A 16,516-nucleotide genomic window follows, 5' to 3' on the forward strand; every position below is an offset into this window, starting at 1 on the left:
TCTGCCGCTTCGACTCGATCGCGGCGGCCTTGGCCTGGGTCTCGCGGCGCTCCATGGTCGCGTCGGAGTCGGCGACCACTCCCCCACCGGCCTGCACGTGCGCGGTGCCGTCCTTGATCACGGCGGTGCGGATCGCGATCGCCATGTCCATGTCGCCGGCGAAGTCGAAGTAGCCGACCGTCCCGCCGTAGACGCCGCGGCGCACGGGCTCGAGCCGGTCGATGATCCGCATCGCGGAGGGCTTCGGGGCGCCGGAGAGGGTGCCGGCCGGGAAGGTGGCGCGCAGCGCGTCGTAGGCCGCGGCGTCCTCGCGCAGGGTGCCGGTGACGGTGGAGACGATGTGCTGGATGTGGCTGAACCGCTCGATGTGCATGAAGTCCCGCACCACCACGGTGCCGGGAGCGCAGAACTTCTGCAGGTCGTTGCGGGCGAGGTCCACGAGCATGAGGTGCTCGGAGCGCTCCTTCGGGTCGGCCAGCAGCTCGGCCGCCAGGTGCTCGTCCTCCTCGGGGCTCGCACCGCGGGGGCGGGAGCCGGCGATCGGGTGGGTCGTCGCGGTGGTACCGCGGACGGTCACGAGCGACTCGGGGCTCGCGCCGACCACGTCGATCGGCTCGCCGTCGGCGTCCTCGGTGCGCAGCAGGTACATGTAGGGGCTGGGGTTCATGCGGCGCAGCACCCGGTACACGTCCAGCGGGTCCGCCGCGATCGGCAGGGAGAAGCGCTGCGAGGGGACGACCTGGAAGATCTCCCCGTCGACGATGTCGCGCACCGCCTCGTGGACCGCGGCCTCGTACTCGCGCTGGGCGGTGCGGGCCTTGGGCTCGAGGTCGCTGACGGTGTCGTAGACGGTCGGTCCGCCGACCGCGGGGGTGCGCAGTCGCTGGCGGAGCGTCTCGAGGCGGGCGAGGGCGTCGTCGTAGGCGGCGTCCACGCCGTCGTCGGTGGCGTTGAGGTTCAGGGCGTTGGCGACCAGGACGACGGTCGAGTCGTGGGCGTCGTGGACGACGACGTCCTGGGCCAGCAGCATCGAGAGGTCCGGCAGACCGATCTCGTCCGGAGGCGCCTCGGGCAGCTTCTCCCAGTGGCGCACCGCGTCGTAGGCGACGTAGCCGACGAGCCCGCCGGAGAAGGGCGGCAGATGCGGCTGGCGGGCGGCGCGGAACGCGGAGGTCACGGCCGCGAGGGCCTCGACGGGGCTGCCGGAGGTGGGTACCCCGGCGGGGACGTCGCCGCGCCAGTGCGCGGCGCCGTCGCGCTCGGTGAGCACCGCACGGGCGCGGGTGCCGATGATCGAGTACCGGGAGGCCTCGCCCTCCCCGGCGGATTCCAGCAGGAAGGTGCCGCGGGTGCCGCCGTCGGCGGTGAGCCGGCGGTAGAGGGAGACGGGGGTGTCCTCGTCGACCAGCAGCCGCACCGAGACGGGGACGACCCGCTGACGTGCGGCGAGCTCGCGGAAGGTCTCGCGGTCCGGGGTGATCTCGCCCAGCGCGATGCCCTCGCGGCCGCCGATGCGCTCGGGATAGGCCTCGGGGCGGGCGTCCTCCACGGTCACAGGGCACGCTCCTTCTCGGTCAGCACGACGGCGTCCAGGTCGCCGCCGTCGAAGCAGGTGTCGGTGCCGCGGTGGCAGGCGGCCCCGACCTGGTCGACCTGCACCAGCAGGGTGTCGCCGTCGCAGTCCAGCGCGACGGAGCGCACGAACTGGACGTGGCCGGAGGTGTCGCCCTTGCGCCAGTACTCGCCGCGGGAGCGGGACCAGTAGGTCGCCCGGCCCGTGGTGAGCGTGCGCCGCAGCGCCTCGTCGTCCATCCAGCCGACCATCAGCACGCGCTGGTCGCTCGCGTCCTGCACGACGGCGGTGAGCAGGCCGGCGCCGTCGTGCTTGAGCCGGGCGGCGAGGGCTGGGTCCAGCGTCGGGGCGGTGCGGCCCGCGCCGGGGGCGCCGGAGGTGTCGGGGGCGGTCACAGGGCGCGCTCCAGCTCCTCGGCGCGGTCGCGGCGCTCCCAGGTGAACTCGGGCAGCTCCCGGCCGAAGTGGCCGTGCGCGGAGGTGAGGGAGTAGATGGGGCGCAGCAGATCCAGCGCCTCGATCAGCGCGGCGGGGCGGAGGTCGAAGACCTTGCGCACGGCGGCGGCGATCCGGTGCGCGGGCGCCTTCCCGGTGCCGAAGGTCTCGACGTACAGGCCCACCGGCTCGGCGACGCCGATCGCGTAGGCGACCTGCACCTCGCAGCGGTCGGCGAGGCCGGCGGCGACGATGTTCTTGGCGACCCAGCGCATGGCGTAGGCGCCGGAGCGGTCGACCTTGCTGGGGTCCTTGCCGGAGAAGGCGCCGCCGCCGTGGCGGGCCATCCCGCCGTAGGTGTCGACGATGATCTTGCGGCCGGTCAGGCCCGCATCGCCCTTGGGCCCGCCGAGCACGAAGCGGCCGGAGGGGTTGATGTGGGTGACGACCTCGGAGACGTCCAGGCCCTGCACGGCGAGGTCCTCGAGGACCGGGGCGATGACGACCTTGGAGATCGCGGGCGCGAGCTGGGCGTCGAGGTCGACCTCCTCGCTGTGCTGCGTGGAGACGACGACGGCCTCGACGCTGCGGGCCACGCCGTCCTCGTCGTAGCCGATGGAGACCTGGGTCTTGCCGTCGGGGCGGAGGTAGGGCAGCACGCCGTCGCGGCGGGCGGTGGAGAGGTTCTGGGTGAGGCGGTGCGCGGCGTGGATCGGCAGCGGCATCAGCTCGGGGGTGTCGTTGCAGGCGTAGCCGAACATGAGCCCCTGGTCGCCGGCGCCGAGACGCGCGAAGGCCTCGGCCGCGACGTCGCCTCTCGCCTCGACGGAGGTGTCCACCCCCTGGGCGATATCCGGGGACTGCGCGCCGATCGAGACCTCGACGCCGCAGGAGTCCGCGTCGAAGCCCTTCTCGGAGGAGTCGTAGCCGATCTCGCGGATCACGTCGCGCACGATGTTGGAGACGTCGCTGTAGCCGGTCGTGCGGACCTCGCCGGCGACGTGCACGAGCCCGGTGGTGACCATGGTCTCCACGGCGACGCGGGCCCCGGTGTCCTGGCTCAGCATGTCGTCGAGGATCGCGTCGGAGATCTGGTCGCAGATCTTGTCGGGATGCCCCTCGGTGACCGATTCGGACGTGAAGGTGCGCAGCTCGCTGGTGGTCATGGGGATCAGGGTACTTCCGGGAGACGACCGACGAGCTCGTCGAGCACGGCGTGGGCGACGAGGGTCTTGCTGCCCGCGGCGTGGGCGACCTCCTCGCCGTCGCGGTCCAGGACCCGCACCTCGTTGTCCGCGGCGCCGAACACCCCGGCGCTGACGTCGTTGAAGACCAGCAGGTCGGCGCCCTTGCGGCGCGCCTTCTGCCGGGCGAGGTCCAGGGCCGCGGCGCCGTCCCCGCCGGTCTCGGCGGCGAAGCCCACGATCGCGGGGCGGGCGGCCCCGCCGCGGGAGACGACGCTGTGACGCAGGATGTCCTGGGTGCGGGCCAGGGCGAGGGTCGGCACGGAGTCCGGGGCGGACTCGTCCTTCTTGAGCTTCTGGTCCGCGCGGCCGGCGGAGGTGAAGTCCGCCACGGCGGCGGCCATGACGAGCGCGTCGACCTCCCCGAGCCGGGCGGCGACGAGCTCGGCGAGCTCGGCGGCGCTGCCCACGTCGAGGCGGTCCGCGCCGGGCGGGGTCTCGAGCGCGACGTTCGCGGCGGCCAGGCGCACCCGCGCGCCGCGCACGAGGGCCGCATGGGCGAGGGCCCAGCCCTGTCGGCCGGAGGAGTGGTTGGCGAGGAAGCGGACGGGGTCGAGCTCCTCGCGGGTGCCCCCGGCCGTGATCAGCAGCTCGCGGCCGACGAGATCGCGCAGCGCTCCCCCGCGCTCATCGCGCGGCGCGGCGATCGCGGCGCGGGCGGCGTCGAGGATCGCCTCGGGCTCGGGCAGGCGGCCCGGTCCGGAGTCGGGGCCGGTCAGGCGGCCGACGGCGGGCTCGAGCACGGTCACTCCCCGCTCGCGCAGCACGGCGACGTTCTCGCGGGTGGAGGGGTGCTCCCACATCTCGGTGTGCATGGCGGGGGCGACCACCACGGGCCCGCGGGTCACCAGCAGCGAGGCGGTGAGCATGTCGTCGGCGCGACCCATCCGCATCCGTGCCAGCAGGTCCGCGGTGGCGGGGGCGATGACGGTGAGATCGGCCTGCTGGCCGTGCCGCACGTGGGCGACCTCGTCGACGTCCTCGAAGACGGAGGTGAGCACCGGGTGGTGGCTGAGCGCCTCCCAGGTCGCCCCTCCCACGAACTCGAGCGAGGCGGGGGTGGGGACCACACGCACCTCGGCCCCTTCACCGACAAGACCGCGCACCAGGTGCGCGGTCTTGTAGGCGGCGATCCCGCCGCCGACGCCCACGAGGACGCGGGCTCCGGCGAGCGTGCGCGGCTGGCTGCTCATGCCTGCTCCGTGCGACGACCGGCGAGGGCCGGGATCAGAGGGTGAAGTCGGTCGGCGGGACCTCGGGGGCGTCGTCGCCGAGCAGCAGCGGGGCCGGGGCGTCGGGGTCCGGCTCGCTCTGCGCGGCGTACTCCTCCTCGTCGATCTCGCGGACGGTCAGGAGGCCCTCGTCGATCTCGCGCAGCGCGATCGAGAGCGGCTTCTCCTGGTTCTCGACGTCGACCAGCGGGCCGACGAACTCGAGCAGGCCCTCGGAGAGCTGCGAGTAGTACGCGTTGATCTGGCGGGCGCGCTGGGAGGCGTACAGCACCAGGGCGTACTTCGAGTCGACGGTCTCGAGGAGACGGTCGATCGGGGGGTTCGTGATGCCTTCGGGCTGTGCGACTGTTCCGGCCACGGATGTCCCTTCCTGGGTGACGACGTGCGACGCTCCAGGGTACGCCACACCGCGCGCGGCGGCGAGGGCAGGAGCGAGAGGGGTCAGGTGAGGTCGTTCACGCCGAGCAGGCGTGCGAGCTCGTCGGCGGCGCGGTCCACCGAGTCGTTGACGATGGTCACGTCGAACTCGTCCTCCGCGGCGAGCTCGACCCTGGCGGTCGCGAGACGGCGCTCACGCTCCTCCTCGTCCTCCGTGCCGCGGCCCACGAGACGCTCCACGAGCGTGTCCCAGTCCGGCGGGGCGAGGAAGACGAAGCGCGCCTCGGGAAGGCTCTCGCGCACCTGGCGGGCGCCGGCGAGGTCGATCTCGAGCAGCACGGGGCGGCCCTCGGCGACCTTCTCCTCGACGGGGCCGCGCGGGGTGCCGTACTTGTTGCGGCCGTGGACCACGGCCCACTCGAGCATCTGGCCGTCCTCGATCAGGCGGGAGAACTCCTCCTCGCCCACGAAGCGGTAGTGCACGCCGTCGACCTCGCCGGGGCGGGGCGCGCGGGTGGTCGCGGAGACGGACAGCCAGATCTGGGGGTACCGGGCGCGGATCGCCGCGGAGACGGTCCCCTTGCCCACCGCGGTGGGGCCGGCCAGGACGGTGACCGGGGCCGGCGCCGTCGCGGCGCCGACCCCGGTGGGAAGATCAGGGCTCACTCGGAGAAGTGGGCGACGAGCTTCTCCGCCTGGTGCGAGCCGAGGCCGCGGATCTTGCGGGAGGGCGAGATGCCGATCTCCTCCATGATCTGCTGGGCCTTGACCTTGCCGACGCCGGGCAGGGCCTCGAGCAGGGCGGAGACGCGGAGACGGCCGACGACCTCGTTGGACTCGGCCTCGGCGAGGACCTTCTTGATCTCCTCGCCGCGGTGGCCGGCGCTGTCCTTGAGCCGCGCCTTGATGGCCGCGCGCTCGCGGCGTGCCTCGGCGGCCTTCTTCAGGGCCTCGGCCCGCTGCTCAGGGGTGAGGGGAGGGAGAGCCACTGTTCTTACCTCTTGTTCTGTCGCGGTTGTCCTGCGGGTCCGGGAGGAGCCCGGTGTGGGAAGAGCGTAACCCCATATTCGTGGCCGAGGGCACTTCTGACACGCTAAGTCCCAGGTCCGATGCGTTTCGGGGCCCCGACGCCGCCGTCCTCCGGCGGTGTCGGGGCCCCGTGCGGGAGCGCTCCTCGGCCTCAGCGGAAGGTCGCCTGTAGCTCCTCGGCGCGCTGGGCGAGCGTCGCCCGGCCCGGTCCTGCCGCGAGCAGTCCGCGGGACACCGAGACCAGGGTCTGACCTGCACGTTCACCGAACACGTCGGCGATCTCCGCAGGTCCGGCGCCCTGGGCCCCGACGCCGGGGGCGAGGAGCGGGACCGAGGGCGCGGCGGCGTCCAGGCCGAGGCGGCGGTAGGCGTCGCCGACGGTCGCGCCGACGACCAGGCCGATGCTCGACCACTCCCCCGGCGCGGCGCCGCCGATCCTCTCGGCGTGTCGCGCGATCTCCAGCGCGACCGGCGTGTCCCGGTCGGTCCTCGCGTGCTGGACCTGCGGTCCGTCGGGGTTGGAGGTCAGGGCGAGGAGGAACAGCCCCTTGCCGTGGGCCAGGGCGAGCTCGGCCGCGGGGTCGAGGGAGCCGGTGCCCAGATAGGGGCTGACGGTGATCGCGTCGGCCTCCAGCGGTGCGCCGGGCAGGAGGTGCGCCTGGGCATAGGCGTCCATCGTCGAGCCGATGTCGCCCCGCTTCACGTCGAGGATCGTCAGCACCCCCGCCGCGCGGGCCGCGGCCAGCAGCTCCTCGAGCACCGCGACGCCGGCGCTGCCGTGGCGCTCGAAGAACGCCGACTGCGGCTTGAGCGCGGCGACATGACCGGTGACGGCCTCGAGCACCGTGCGGGAGAACTCCCGCAGCCCCGCGGGGCTGTCGGGGAGCCCCCAGGACTCCAGCAGCGCGGCGTGCGGGTCGATGCCCGCGACGAGGCGGCCGCGCGCGGCCGTCTCCTCCTGCAGCCGCCGTCCGAAGCTCGCCGGGGCGGTGCTCATGCCGACGCCCCGGCCGTCCGCACCTCGCGCAGACGCGCGGTGTGGGCCTGGAGGCTGTGGACCTCGAAGGACTCCACGGGGCGCGCCTCGATCGCCTGGACGGCCGCCTGGAACTCCTGCAGCGTCGTGATCATCGGGACGTCCATGCTGGTCGCGGCGGCGCGGATGGCGTAGCCGTCGACGCGGGCGTTGGAGCCCGAGGGGGTGTTCAGCACGAGGTCCACCTCGCCCGCCTCGATGAGGTCGATGACGCTCGCGCCCTCGCCCTCCTCCGAGGCCTTGCGCAGCACGCGGCAGGGGATCCCGTAGCGCCCGAGCACCCGCCCGGTGCCCTCGGTGGTGAGGATCTCGAAGCCGAGCGCGGCCAGGCGCGCCACCGGCAGCGGGAGGGAGCGCTTGTCGCGGTCGGAGACCGAGACGAAGGCGGTGCCCGCGGTGGGCAGGCCCTGTCCGGAGATCGCCAGCTGCGACTTCGCGAAGGCGAGCGGGAAGGTCGAGTCCATGCCCATCACCTCGCCCGTCGAGCGCATCTCCGGGCCGAGCACCGAGTCCACGGCGCGTCCCTCGCGGGTGCGGAAGCGCTTGAACGGCAGCACCGCCTCCTTCACCGCGATCGGCGAGTCCTCGGGCAGGTCCGATCCGTCGCCGGCGGCCGGGAGCACGCCTCCGCGGCGCAGGTCCGCGATGGAGGTGCCGGCCATGAGCAGCGCGGCCGCCTGCGCGAGCGGCACCCCGGTGGCCTTCGCGACGAAGGGCACGGTGCGGGAGGCGCGGGGGTTCGCCTCGAGCACGTAGAGCACGCCGTGGGAGAGCGCGTACTGCACGTTGAGCAGGCCGCGCACGCCCACGCCCTCGGCGATCGCGAGGGTCGAGGCGCGGATCCGCTCGAGCACCGGGTCGCCGAGGGTGACCGGCGGCAGGGTGCAGGCGGAGTCACCGGAGTGGATGCCGGCCTCCTCGATGTGCTCCATGACGCCGGCGAGGTAGAGCTCCTCGCCGTCGTAGAGGGCGTCCACGTCGATCTCGATCGCGGTGTCCAGGAAGCTGTCGATGAGGATCGGCGCCTCGGCGCGGCCCCCCTCGGGCAGGTTGCGGCCGACGTAGTCGACCAGCCCCGCCTCGTCGAAGACGATCTCCATGCCGCGGCCGCCGAGCACGTAGCTGGGGCGCACGAGCACCGGGTAGCCGACCTCCGCGGCGACCTCGATCGCGTCGTTCAGCGCCCAGGCGGTGCCGTAGGGCGGGGCGGGCAGGTCGGCCTCGGCCAGGACGGCGCCGAAGTGGCCGCGGTCCTCGGCGTTGTCGATCGCGGCGGGGCTGGTGCCGATGATCGGCAGGCCCTCCGCCTCGAGGCGGCGCGCGAGGGACAGCGGGGTCTGGCCGCCGAGCTGGACGATGACGCCGGCGACGGGGCCGGCGGCCTTCTCCGCCTCGTACACCTCGACGACGTCCTCGAAGGTGAGCGGCTCGAAGTAGAGTCGGTCGGCGATGTCGTAGTCGGTCGAGACCGTCTCGGGGTTGCAGTTGATCATGACCGTCTCGTAGCCGCCGCCGGGCAGCTCCGGATCGCCGAGGGCGATCGCCGCGTGGACGCAGGAGTAGTCGAACTCGATGCCCTGGCCGATGCGGTTGGGGCCCGAGCCGAGGATCAGCACCGCGGGCTTCTCGCGGGGCTCGATCTCGGTCTCCTGGTCGTAGGTCGAGTAGTGGTACGGGGTGCGGGAGGCGAACTCCGCGGCGCAGGTGTCCACCGTCTTGTAGACCGGGTTGATCCCCAGCGCCTCGCGCACGCCCTTGACGACGTCGCCGCTGCGGCCGGTGAGCGCGCCGATCTGCTCGTCGGAGAGGCCGTGCCGCTTGGCCAGGCCCAGCAGGTCCGCGTCCAGCACGTCGCTCGCGCGGATCTCCGCGGCCAGCTCGGCGACGATCAGCATCTGGTCGAGGAACCAGCGGTCGATCGCCGTCGCCTCCACGAGGCGGTCGAGGGTCTCGGCGGGGTCGAGGATCCCCTCAGCCGCGGACCACAGGATCCGCGCGATGGCGACCAGGCGCTCGGAGGTCGGGGTGCGCACCTCGTCCAGGAGGGCGGCGACCTCGGCGGCGCTCGGCGGCGTGCCCGTGTAGTCCAGGGACGTTCCCTTGGCGTCGATGGAGCGCTGCGCCTTGCCGAGGGCCTCGGTGAAGTTGCGGCCCAGGGCCATCGCCTCGCCGACGCTCTTCATGGTGGTGGTGAGCGTCGGGTCCGCGGCGGGGAACTTCTCGAAGGCGAAGCGGGGCACCTTGACCACGACGTAGTCCAGCGCCGGCTCGAAGCTGGCCGGGGTGGTGCCGGTGATGTCGTTGCGGATCTCGTCGAGGGTGTAGCCGATCGCGACGCGGGCGGCGATCTTCGCGATCGGGAAGCCGGTGGCCTTCGAGGCGAGCGCCGAGGAGCGGGAGACGCGGGGGTTCATCTCGATCACGACGATGCGGCCGGTCTCGGGGTGCGTGGCGAACTGGACGTTGCAGCCGCCGGTGTCGACGCCGACCTCGCGGATGATCGCGATGCCGAGGTCGCGCAGCTTCTGCATCTCGACGTCGGTGAGGGTCAGCGCGGGGGCGACGGTGACCGAGTCGCCGGTGTGCACGCCGACGGGGTCGACGTTCTCGATCGAGCAGATCACGACGCAGTTGTCGGCGCTGTCGCGCATGAGCTCGAGCTCGAACTCCTTCCAGCCCAGGATCGACTCCTCGAGCAGGACCTCGGAGGTCGGCGAGTAGTGCAGGCCGTCGCCGCCGATGCGGCGCAGGTCCGCCTCGTCGTAGGCCATGCCGGAGCCGAGCCCGCCCATGGTGAAGCTGGGGCGGACCACCATCGGGTAGCCGAGCTCGTCGGCCGCCTCCAGCAGCTCGTCCATGGTGTGGCAGATCCGCGAGCGGGCGGACTCGCCGCCGACCCGCTCGACGACCTCCTTGAACTGCTGGCGGTCCTCGGCCTTGTTGATCGCCTCGAGGTTCGCGCCGATCATCTCGACGCCGAACTCCTCGAGGGTCCCGTTCTCGGCCAGGGCGATCGCGGCGTTCAGCGCGGTCTGCCCGCCGAGCGTCGGCAGGATCGCGTCAGGCCGCTCCGCGGCGATGATCGAGCGGATGATGTCCGGGTCGATCGGCTCGATGTAGGTGGCGTCTGCGATCTCCGGGTCGGTCATGATCGTGGCCGGGTTGGAGTTGACCAGGATGACCCGCAGGCCCTCCTCGCGCAGGACGCGACAGGCCTGGGTGCCGGAGTAATCGAACTCCGCTGCCTGGCCGATGACGATCGGGCCGGAGCCGACGACGAGGACGGAGGAGATATCGGTACGGCGGGGCATCAGGACTCCTTGTCGGCGGAGGCGGCGCGGTGCGCGACGGCGAGCTCCACCAGTCGGTCGAAGAGAGGCGAGGCGTCGTGGGGGCCGCCGGCGGCCTCGGGGTGGTACTGGACGGAGTAGGCGGGGAGGTCGAGGCAGCGCAGCCCCTCGACCACGTCGTCGTTCAGGCCCACGTGCGAGACGACGACCCGGCCGTAGCGGCCCCCGTCGTGGGGGGCGGTGTGCTCGCCCTCGAGCGGCACGTCGACGGCGAAGCCGTGGTTGTGCGCGGTGATCGCGACCTGGCCGGTCTCGCGGTCCTGGACGGGCTGGTTGATGCCGCGGTGGCCGAACTTCAGCTTGTAGGTGTCGAAGCCGAGCGCCCGGCCCAGCAGCTGGTTGCCGAAGCAGATGCCGAAGAAGGGCACGCCTGCGTCGAGCACGCCGCGCAGCAGCTCGATCTGGGCGGTCGCGGCGGAGGGGTCGCCGGGGCCGTTGGAGAAGAAGACGGCGTCGGCACCGATCGCGAGGAGGTCCTCGAGGGAGGTCGTGGCGGGCAGCAGGTGCACGCGCAGGCCGCGGGCGAGCATGGAGCGCGGCGAGGCGCCCTTGATGCCGAGGTCCACGGCGGCGACGGTCGCGACCGCCTCGCCCTCGGGCTCGAGCACGACGGGCTGGGCGATCGTGACCTCCTCGACGAAGCTCGAGCCGGCCATCTGCGGCTGCTCGCGCACCTGGGCGAGCAGCTCCTCCTCCGAGGCCTCGAGGGCCTCTCCGGAGAAGATGCCGCCGCGGGCGGAGCCCTCCTCGCGCAGCCGACGGGTGAGCATGCGGGTGTCGATGTCGCTGATGCCGACCACGTCGCTGCTGATCAGGAGGTCGTCGAGGCTCTGCTCGGCGCGGAAGGAGGAGGCGATGCGGCTCGCGTCGCGCACGGCGTAGCCGCGCACCCAGACGCGGCGGGACTCCATGTCCTCGGCGTTCGCGCCGGTGTTGCCGATGTGCGGGGCGGTCTGCACGACGATCTGCCCGGCGTAGGAGGGGTCCGAGAGGGTCTCCTGGTAGCCGGTCATGCCGGTGGTGAAGACGACCTCGCCGAAGCGGGCGCCGCGGGCGCCGTAGGCGGAGCCGCGCAGCACGGTGCCGTCCTCGAGGATCAGCAGCGCGCGCTCGCGGCGCGCACGGCCCGAGGGCCTGGGGGCGGCGGGGGCAGGGGTGGTCATGAGTGCTCCTTCCGGGAGAGCAGGAGGTCGTGGTCGGCGCGCCGGTCGAGGCGCAGGCCGGTGTCCAGCAGCTGGTCGCCGAGGCTCCAGCGGATGATCAGCAGGCCGTCCCCGCCGATGAATTTCCCCGCCATACCGGGCCCGGAGGTGACCTCCCGGACGGCCGCGGCGGGGATGGTGAGCGGCCCGGTGCCCTCGCGCTCGAGGTGCCAGGTGCCCTGCTCGCCGAGGCTGACCTCGGCGCGGGCGCGCTGCCCCAGGCGGTGGGCGACGACCCGCTCGAGCGGCTGCTCGGCGAGGACGGTGTCGACGTAGACCCCGCCGACGGGCCCGTGGGCGGTGGCCTCGCCGAGCTCCTCGAGCGTCCGTGCCGACGGGGCCGGCAGATGGGCCTGCGAGCGGCCCCGTCGACGCCAGCCGAGCACCATCGCGCCGATCATCAGCGCGAACAGCACCGCCAGCAGGAGGACCGGGACGATCCGCCCGCTCACCTCTCCACCACCGCGCCGTCGCGCACGGTGGGCCGACCGCCGAGCAGGGTGAGCCGGTTCGCGCCGGGCAGCTCGAGGCCCGCGAAGGGAGAGTTGCGGCCCTGGGAGGCGTGCTCGGCGGGGTCGGCGACCCGCACCGGGTGCGGGTCCCAGACGAGGAGGTGGGCCGGCTCCCCCACCGCGACCGGTCGGCCGTGGTCCTGGTCGCGGCCGATCTCGGCGGGCTTCTCGGAGAGCACCCGGGCGACGTCGCGCCAGCCGAGGCGGCCCTCGTCGACCATCGTGGACTGGACCAGGGACAGCGCGGTCTCGAGCCCGGTCATGCCCATCGCGGCCTGGTCCCACTCGCGGTCCTTGGCGTCCGCGGGATGGGGGGCGTGGTCGGTCGCGACGATGTCGATGGTCCCGTCGGCCAGGCCCTCTCGCACCGCCTCGACGTCCGCGGCGGTGCGCAGCGGCGGGTTGACCTTGAACACCGCGTCGAACTGGCGCACGTTCTCGTCGGTCAGCAGCAGGTGGTGCGGGGTGACCTCGGCGGTGACCGCGATGCCGCGCTGCTTGGCCCAGCGCACGATGTCGACGCTGCCGGCGGTCGAGAGGTGGCAGACGTGCAGGCGGGAGCCGACGTGATGGGCCAGCAGCACGTCGCGGGCGATGATGGACTCCTCGGCCACGGCCGGCCATCCGGTCAGCCCCAGCTCCGCCGAGACGAGCCCCTCGTGCATCTGGGCGCCCTCGGTCAGGCGCGGGTCCTGGGCGTGCTGGGCGATCACGCCGTCGAAGGACTTCACGTACTCCAGCGCTCGCCGCATCAGCACCGGGTCGTGCACGCACTTGCCGTCGTCGCTGAACACGCGGACGCGGGCGCGGGAGTTCGCCATCGCGTCGAGCTCGGCGAGGCGCTCGCCCTGGAGGCCCACGGTGACCGCGCCGACGGGGCGGACGGCGCACCAGCCGGCGGCCTCGCCGCGCATCGCGACCTGCTCGACCACGCCCGCGGTGTCCGCGACGGGCGTCGTGTTGGCCATGGCGTGCACGGCGGTGAAGCCGCCGCGGGCGGCGGCGCGGGTGCCGGTCTCGACGGTCTCGGCCTCCTCGCCGCCGGGCTCGCGCAGGTGGGTGTGGAGGTCGACCAGGCCGGGGAGGATCACGCAGCCTTCGGCATCGATCACCTCGACACCGTCCGGCGCCTCGAGATCGCCGCCGATCGCGGCGATGCGGCCCTCGCGGATCAGGATGTCCTGCACGTCCTCGCCGTAGGGACGACCGCCGCGCAGCAGCAGCGGGGCCGGGGAGCCGGTCGTGGCGGTGGTGGTGTCAGCGGTCACGGGGGGCCTCCCGGGAGTCGGTGGCGAGCAGGTGGTAGAGCACGGCCATGCGCACGAACACGCCTGAGGCGACCTGCTCGACGATGACGCTGCGCGGGGAGTCGGCGACGGAGCCGGCGATCTCGAAGCCGCGGTTCATCGGGCCGGGGTGCATGACGACCGTGTGCTCGGGCAGGGAGGCGGCGCGGGCGGCGCTGAGCCCGTAGCGGCGGGAGTACTCCCCCGCCGTCGGGAAGAAGCCGCCGCCGACCATCCGCTCGTGCTGGACCCGCAACATCATGACGGCGTCGGGACCGGCGGCGAGGGCCTGGTCGAGGTCGTAGGAGATCTCGCACGGCCAGGCGGAGGCGCCGACGGGCACCAGCGCGGGCGGTGCGACGAGCGTGACGCGGGCGCCGAGCAGGGTCAGCAGCAGCACGTTCGAGCGGGCGACGCGGGAGTGGAGCACGTCCCCGACGATCACCACGTGCAGGCCGTCGAGGCCCGCGTGCGGGTCGCCGGGCCGCAGGTGGCGGCGCATGGTGAAGGCGTCGAGCATCGCCTGGGTGGGGTGCTCGTGCGCGCCGTCGCCGGCGTTGACGATGGGCTGGTCGATCCAGCCGGCGTGGGCGAGCAGGTGCGCCGCGCCGGAGGAGCCCGAGCGCACCACGACCGCGTCGGCGCCCATCGCCTGGAGGGTGAGCGCGGTGTCCTTCAGCGACTCGCCCTTGGAGATGCTCGAGCCCTTGGCGGAGAAGTTGATGACGTCGGCCGAGAGGCGCTTGGCCGCGGCCTCGAAGCTGATCCGGGTGCGGGTGGAGTCCTCGAAGAAGAGGTTCACGACGGTGGTGCCCACGAGGGTGGGCAGCTTGCGGATCGCGCGGGACTGGGTCTGGGCCATGTGCTCGGCGGTCGCGAGGACCTCGAGGGCCTCCTCGCGGCGGAGGTCCGCGATCGAGATGAAGTGCCTCATGCGCGTCCCTCCCCCGTCGTGCGGGCCGGGCGGACGATGTCCACCGCATCGGTGCCATCGGTCTCCGTGAGCTGGACGTGCACCCGCTCGCTGCGCGAGGTGGGCAGGTTCTTGCCGACGTGGTCGGCGCGGATCGGCAGCTCGCGATGGCCGCGGTCCACGAGCACGGCCAGGCGCACGGCGGCGGGTCGGCCGATGGCGCTGAGCGCGTCGAGGGCGGCGCGGACGGTGCGGCCGGAGTAGAGCACGTCGTCGACGAGCACGACGGTGCGGCCGTCGATGCCGGCGGCGGGGATCCGGGTGGGACTCGGCGCACGGGTGGGATTGCTGCGCAGGTCGTCGCGGTACATGGTGATGTCGAGCGCGCCGTGCAGGTCGGCGAGGTCGGCGCCGCCGGGGCGACCCTCGGCGCGGGCGATGAGCTCGGCGAGGCGGCGGGCGAGCGGCACGCCGCGGTGCGGGATGCCGAGCAGGACGAGGTCCTCGGCGCCGTGGTCGCTCTCGAGGATCTCGTGGGCGATGCGGGTCAGCGCACGCCGGATCTCCTCGGGCCCGAGGACGCGGGAGCTCTCGGCTCCCCTCTCCAGGGCAGAGTCGGTGCTGGTCATGCGGTGTTCTCCCTTCCACGCCTCACGGGACGTGTCGTTAAAGGGTCGGGTGCTCGTGCGAGCTGTGCCGAGTGTAGTCGGCAGGTGCGGGTCCGCCCCCGCCTGCCCGCCCCTCGGACGGGGACGCGCCCGGCGGGGGCGGAGGGTGACTGCTGAGGGGTCCGGTCCTGCTCAGTTGAGCAGGCCGCGCACGTCCACGAGCCGCTGCAGCAGGCCGTTGACGAAGCGCGGGGAGTCGTCGGTCGAGAGGACCTCGGCGATCTTGGTGTACTCGCCGATGATCGCGCCGCGCGCCCCGGGCTCCTCGCCGTGCAGCACCTCGGCGGCGCCGAGACGCAGGATCGCGCGGTCCACCGCGGGCATGCGGTGCAGCGGCCAGTCGCGTGAGTGCGTGGAGAGGTCCTCGTCGATGTCGACGGCGTGCGGGGCGTAGAGCTCGACCAGCGCGCGGGAGCGCTCGGGCAGCGGGGTCTGCGCGGCCGTGCGACGGAGCCGCTCGGCGAGCACGTCGAGCACGTCGGCCTGCTTGGCGTCGGCCTCGAAGAGCACGTCCAGGGCGCGGATCCGGTCGCGGGAGCGCCCGTGGAGGCGGTCCGCGGCGGCCGGGACGGTCCGCTCGAGCTCGACCTCCTCCCCCTCCCGGGTGGGGAGGGGGAAGCCGGTGGGGCGCGGGGCGGGCCGGTCGTCGGCGCCCTGCGGGGTCGAGCCTCGGGTCACTTCACGCGCTCGAGGTAGTCGCCGCTGCGGGTGTCGACCTTGACGCTGTCGCCCTCGTTGAGGAACAGCGGGACCTGGATCTCGCGGCCGGTGGTCAGGCGTGCGGGCTTGGTGCCGCCGCTGGAGCGGTCGCCCTGCAGGCCGGGCTCGGTGAACTCGATCTCGAGCACCACGGAGGCGGGCAGCTCGACGAAGAGCGCGTTGCCCTCGTGGAAGGCGATGACGACGTCCTGGCCCTCGACCATGAAGTCCTTGGCCTCGCCCACGACCTCCTCGGTGAGGCTGGTCTGCTCCCAGTTCGAGGTGTCCATGAAGACGTACATGTCGCCGTCGAGATAGGAGAACTGCATGTCGCGGCGGTCCACGGTGGCCGTCTCGACCTTCACGCCGGCGTTGAAGGTCTTGTCCACGCCCTTGCCGGACAGGACGTTCTTGAGCTTGGTGCGCACGAAGGCGGGTCCCTTGCCGGGCTTGACGTGCTGGAACTCGACCACGCTCCAGAGCTGCTGGTCGATGACCAGCACCATTCCGTTCTTGAGGTCGTTCGTCGTCGCCATGGGTCTCCTCGGTTGTCGTCGGGGCGGCCCCAGGATAGCGCGCGGCGCGCCCGCCCTCGGGGGCGGGGACGGACTCAGCGGGTCGACGTGAGGTCGATCATGCTCAGCAGTCGCACGGCGAGCGGATGGGCGGCGCTCTCCTCGCGCCAGCCGCTGGTCTTCACGGCTCGGGAGACAGTCTGCTGGGTGACGCCGAGGCGCTCGGCGAGGACGGCCTGCGTGGCCGTGGGATCCTCACGCAGCTCGTGCACGGCCTGCCACTGGCCGCGACTGCGGGCGCGGATCATCCAGCCGATCAGCCGCAGCACGGCCTCGACGTCGGCGGCGGTGTCGGCGTGGCGGGGATCGGCGGCGCGGACGGCGAGCGGGACCTGCGAGGTGGTCGACGCCGCGGCCACGGCGCTCCGGGCGGCCTCGACGGCGG

At 73.3% G+C, this 16,516-nt stretch carries 17 protein-coding genes; all 17 read right to left on the minus strand.

Translation table 11 applies throughout. From position 1 onward, the window contains the following. Window positions 1–1,555 (minus strand): anthranilate synthase component I (locus HMPREF3159_RS02170; RefSeq protein WP_070499480.1); only part of this gene is annotated, 1,555 nt, incomplete at its 3' end. Then, window positions 1,552–1,968, minus strand: coding sequence for a phosphoribosyl-AMP cyclohydrolase (gene hisI, locus HMPREF3159_RS02175; protein ID WP_070499481.1), 417 nt, complete (start codon window positions 1,966–1,968; stop codon window positions 1,552–1,554). The genes hisI and HMPREF3159_RS02170, both read right to left, overlap by 4 nt. Further along, window positions 1,965–3,173, minus strand: a complete 1,209-nt coding sequence (gene metK, locus HMPREF3159_RS02180) for a methionine adenosyltransferase (RefSeq protein WP_070499482.1) — start codon at window positions 3,171–3,173, stop codon at window positions 1,965–1,967. Before metK ends, hisI begins: the two co-directional genes overlap by 4 nt. A 5-nt stretch (window positions 3,174–3,178) precedes the next feature. After that, window positions 3,179–4,444, minus strand: coding sequence for a bifunctional phosphopantothenoylcysteine decarboxylase/phosphopantothenate--cysteine ligase CoaBC (coaBC, locus tag HMPREF3159_RS02185; protein ID WP_070499483.1), 1,266 nt, complete (start codon window positions 4,442–4,444; stop codon window positions 3,179–3,181). 34 nt (window positions 4,445–4,478) lie between these two features. Further along, complete coding sequence (gene rpoZ / locus HMPREF3159_RS02190; RefSeq protein WP_070499484.1) at window positions 4,479–4,841, minus strand: DNA-directed RNA polymerase subunit omega; 363 nt, start codon at window positions 4,839–4,841, stop codon at window positions 4,479–4,481. 83 nt (window positions 4,842–4,924) lie between these two features. Beyond that, window positions 4,925–5,527 (minus strand): guanylate kinase, encoded by a 603-nt coding sequence (gene gmk / locus HMPREF3159_RS02195; protein ID WP_070499485.1) that lies wholly within the window; start codon window positions 5,525–5,527, stop codon window positions 4,925–4,927. Beyond that, complete coding sequence (mihF, locus tag HMPREF3159_RS02200) at window positions 5,524–5,850, minus strand: integration host factor, actinobacterial type (RefSeq protein WP_062951048.1); 327 nt, start codon at window positions 5,848–5,850, stop codon at window positions 5,524–5,526. The genes gmk and mihF overlap by 4 nt, the downstream gene beginning before the upstream one ends. Window positions 5,851–6,041: 191 nt before the next feature. Then, the gene (gene pyrF / locus HMPREF3159_RS02205; RefSeq protein ID WP_070499486.1) at window positions 6,042–6,887 is read right to left on the minus strand and encodes an orotidine-5'-phosphate decarboxylase; all 846 of its coding nucleotides are present in this window, start codon (window positions 6,885–6,887) and stop codon (window positions 6,042–6,044) included. Beyond that, complete coding sequence (gene carB, locus HMPREF3159_RS02210) at window positions 6,884–10,237, minus strand: carbamoyl-phosphate synthase large subunit (RefSeq protein WP_070499487.1); 3,354 nt, start codon at window positions 10,235–10,237, stop codon at window positions 6,884–6,886. The genes pyrF and carB overlap by 4 nt, the downstream gene beginning before the upstream one ends. Beyond that, window positions 10,237–11,439 carry a glutamine-hydrolyzing carbamoyl-phosphate synthase small subunit gene (gene carA, locus HMPREF3159_RS02215; protein ID WP_070499488.1) on the minus strand — a complete coding sequence of 401 codons (1,203 nt, stop codon included), beginning with the start codon at window positions 11,437–11,439 and terminating at the stop codon, window positions 10,237–10,239. The genes carB and carA overlap by 1 nt, the downstream gene beginning before the upstream one ends. Further along, on the minus strand, window positions 11,436–11,930 hold the full coding sequence (locus tag HMPREF3159_RS02220; protein WP_070499489.1) for a PH-like domain-containing protein: 495 nt from the start codon (window positions 11,928–11,930) through the stop codon (window positions 11,436–11,438). Before HMPREF3159_RS02220 ends, carA begins: the two co-directional genes overlap by 4 nt. Next, complete coding sequence (locus tag HMPREF3159_RS02225) at window positions 11,927–13,258, minus strand: dihydroorotase (protein WP_070499490.1); 1,332 nt, start codon at window positions 13,256–13,258, stop codon at window positions 11,927–11,929. Before HMPREF3159_RS02225 ends, HMPREF3159_RS02220 begins: the two co-directional genes overlap by 4 nt. Continuing rightward, window positions 13,248–14,210, minus strand: coding sequence for an aspartate carbamoyltransferase catalytic subunit (locus HMPREF3159_RS02230; protein WP_070499491.1), 963 nt, complete (start codon window positions 14,208–14,210; stop codon window positions 13,248–13,250). Before HMPREF3159_RS02230 ends, HMPREF3159_RS02225 begins: the two co-directional genes overlap by 11 nt. Further along, a complete protein-coding gene (pyrR, locus tag HMPREF3159_RS02235; RefSeq protein ID WP_070499492.1) occupies window positions 14,207–14,818 on the minus strand; it encodes a bifunctional pyr operon transcriptional regulator/uracil phosphoribosyltransferase PyrR in 612 nt (203 codons plus the stop codon). Before pyrR ends, HMPREF3159_RS02230 begins: the two co-directional genes overlap by 4 nt. 171 nt (window positions 14,819–14,989) lie before the next feature. After that, complete coding sequence (gene nusB, locus HMPREF3159_RS02240; protein ID WP_083305750.1) at window positions 14,990–15,535, minus strand: transcription antitermination factor NusB; 546 nt, start codon at window positions 15,533–15,535, stop codon at window positions 14,990–14,992. Next, the gene (efp, locus tag HMPREF3159_RS02245; protein ID WP_070499493.1) at window positions 15,532–16,092 is read right to left on the minus strand and encodes an elongation factor P; all 561 of its coding nucleotides are present in this window, start codon (window positions 16,090–16,092) and stop codon (window positions 15,532–15,534) included. The genes nusB and efp overlap by 4 nt, the downstream gene beginning before the upstream one ends. Before the next feature lie 74 nt (window positions 16,093–16,166). Beyond that, the coding region (locus HMPREF3159_RS02250) for a MarR family transcriptional regulator (RefSeq protein WP_141748032.1) at window positions 16,167–16,516 on the minus strand (350 nt) is incomplete at its 5' end.

This window comes from Brachybacterium sp. HMSC06H03 (genome assembly GCF_001807385.1).
GTDB lineage: Bacteria > Actinomycetota > Actinomycetes > Actinomycetales > Dermabacteraceae > Brachybacterium > Brachybacterium conglomeratum.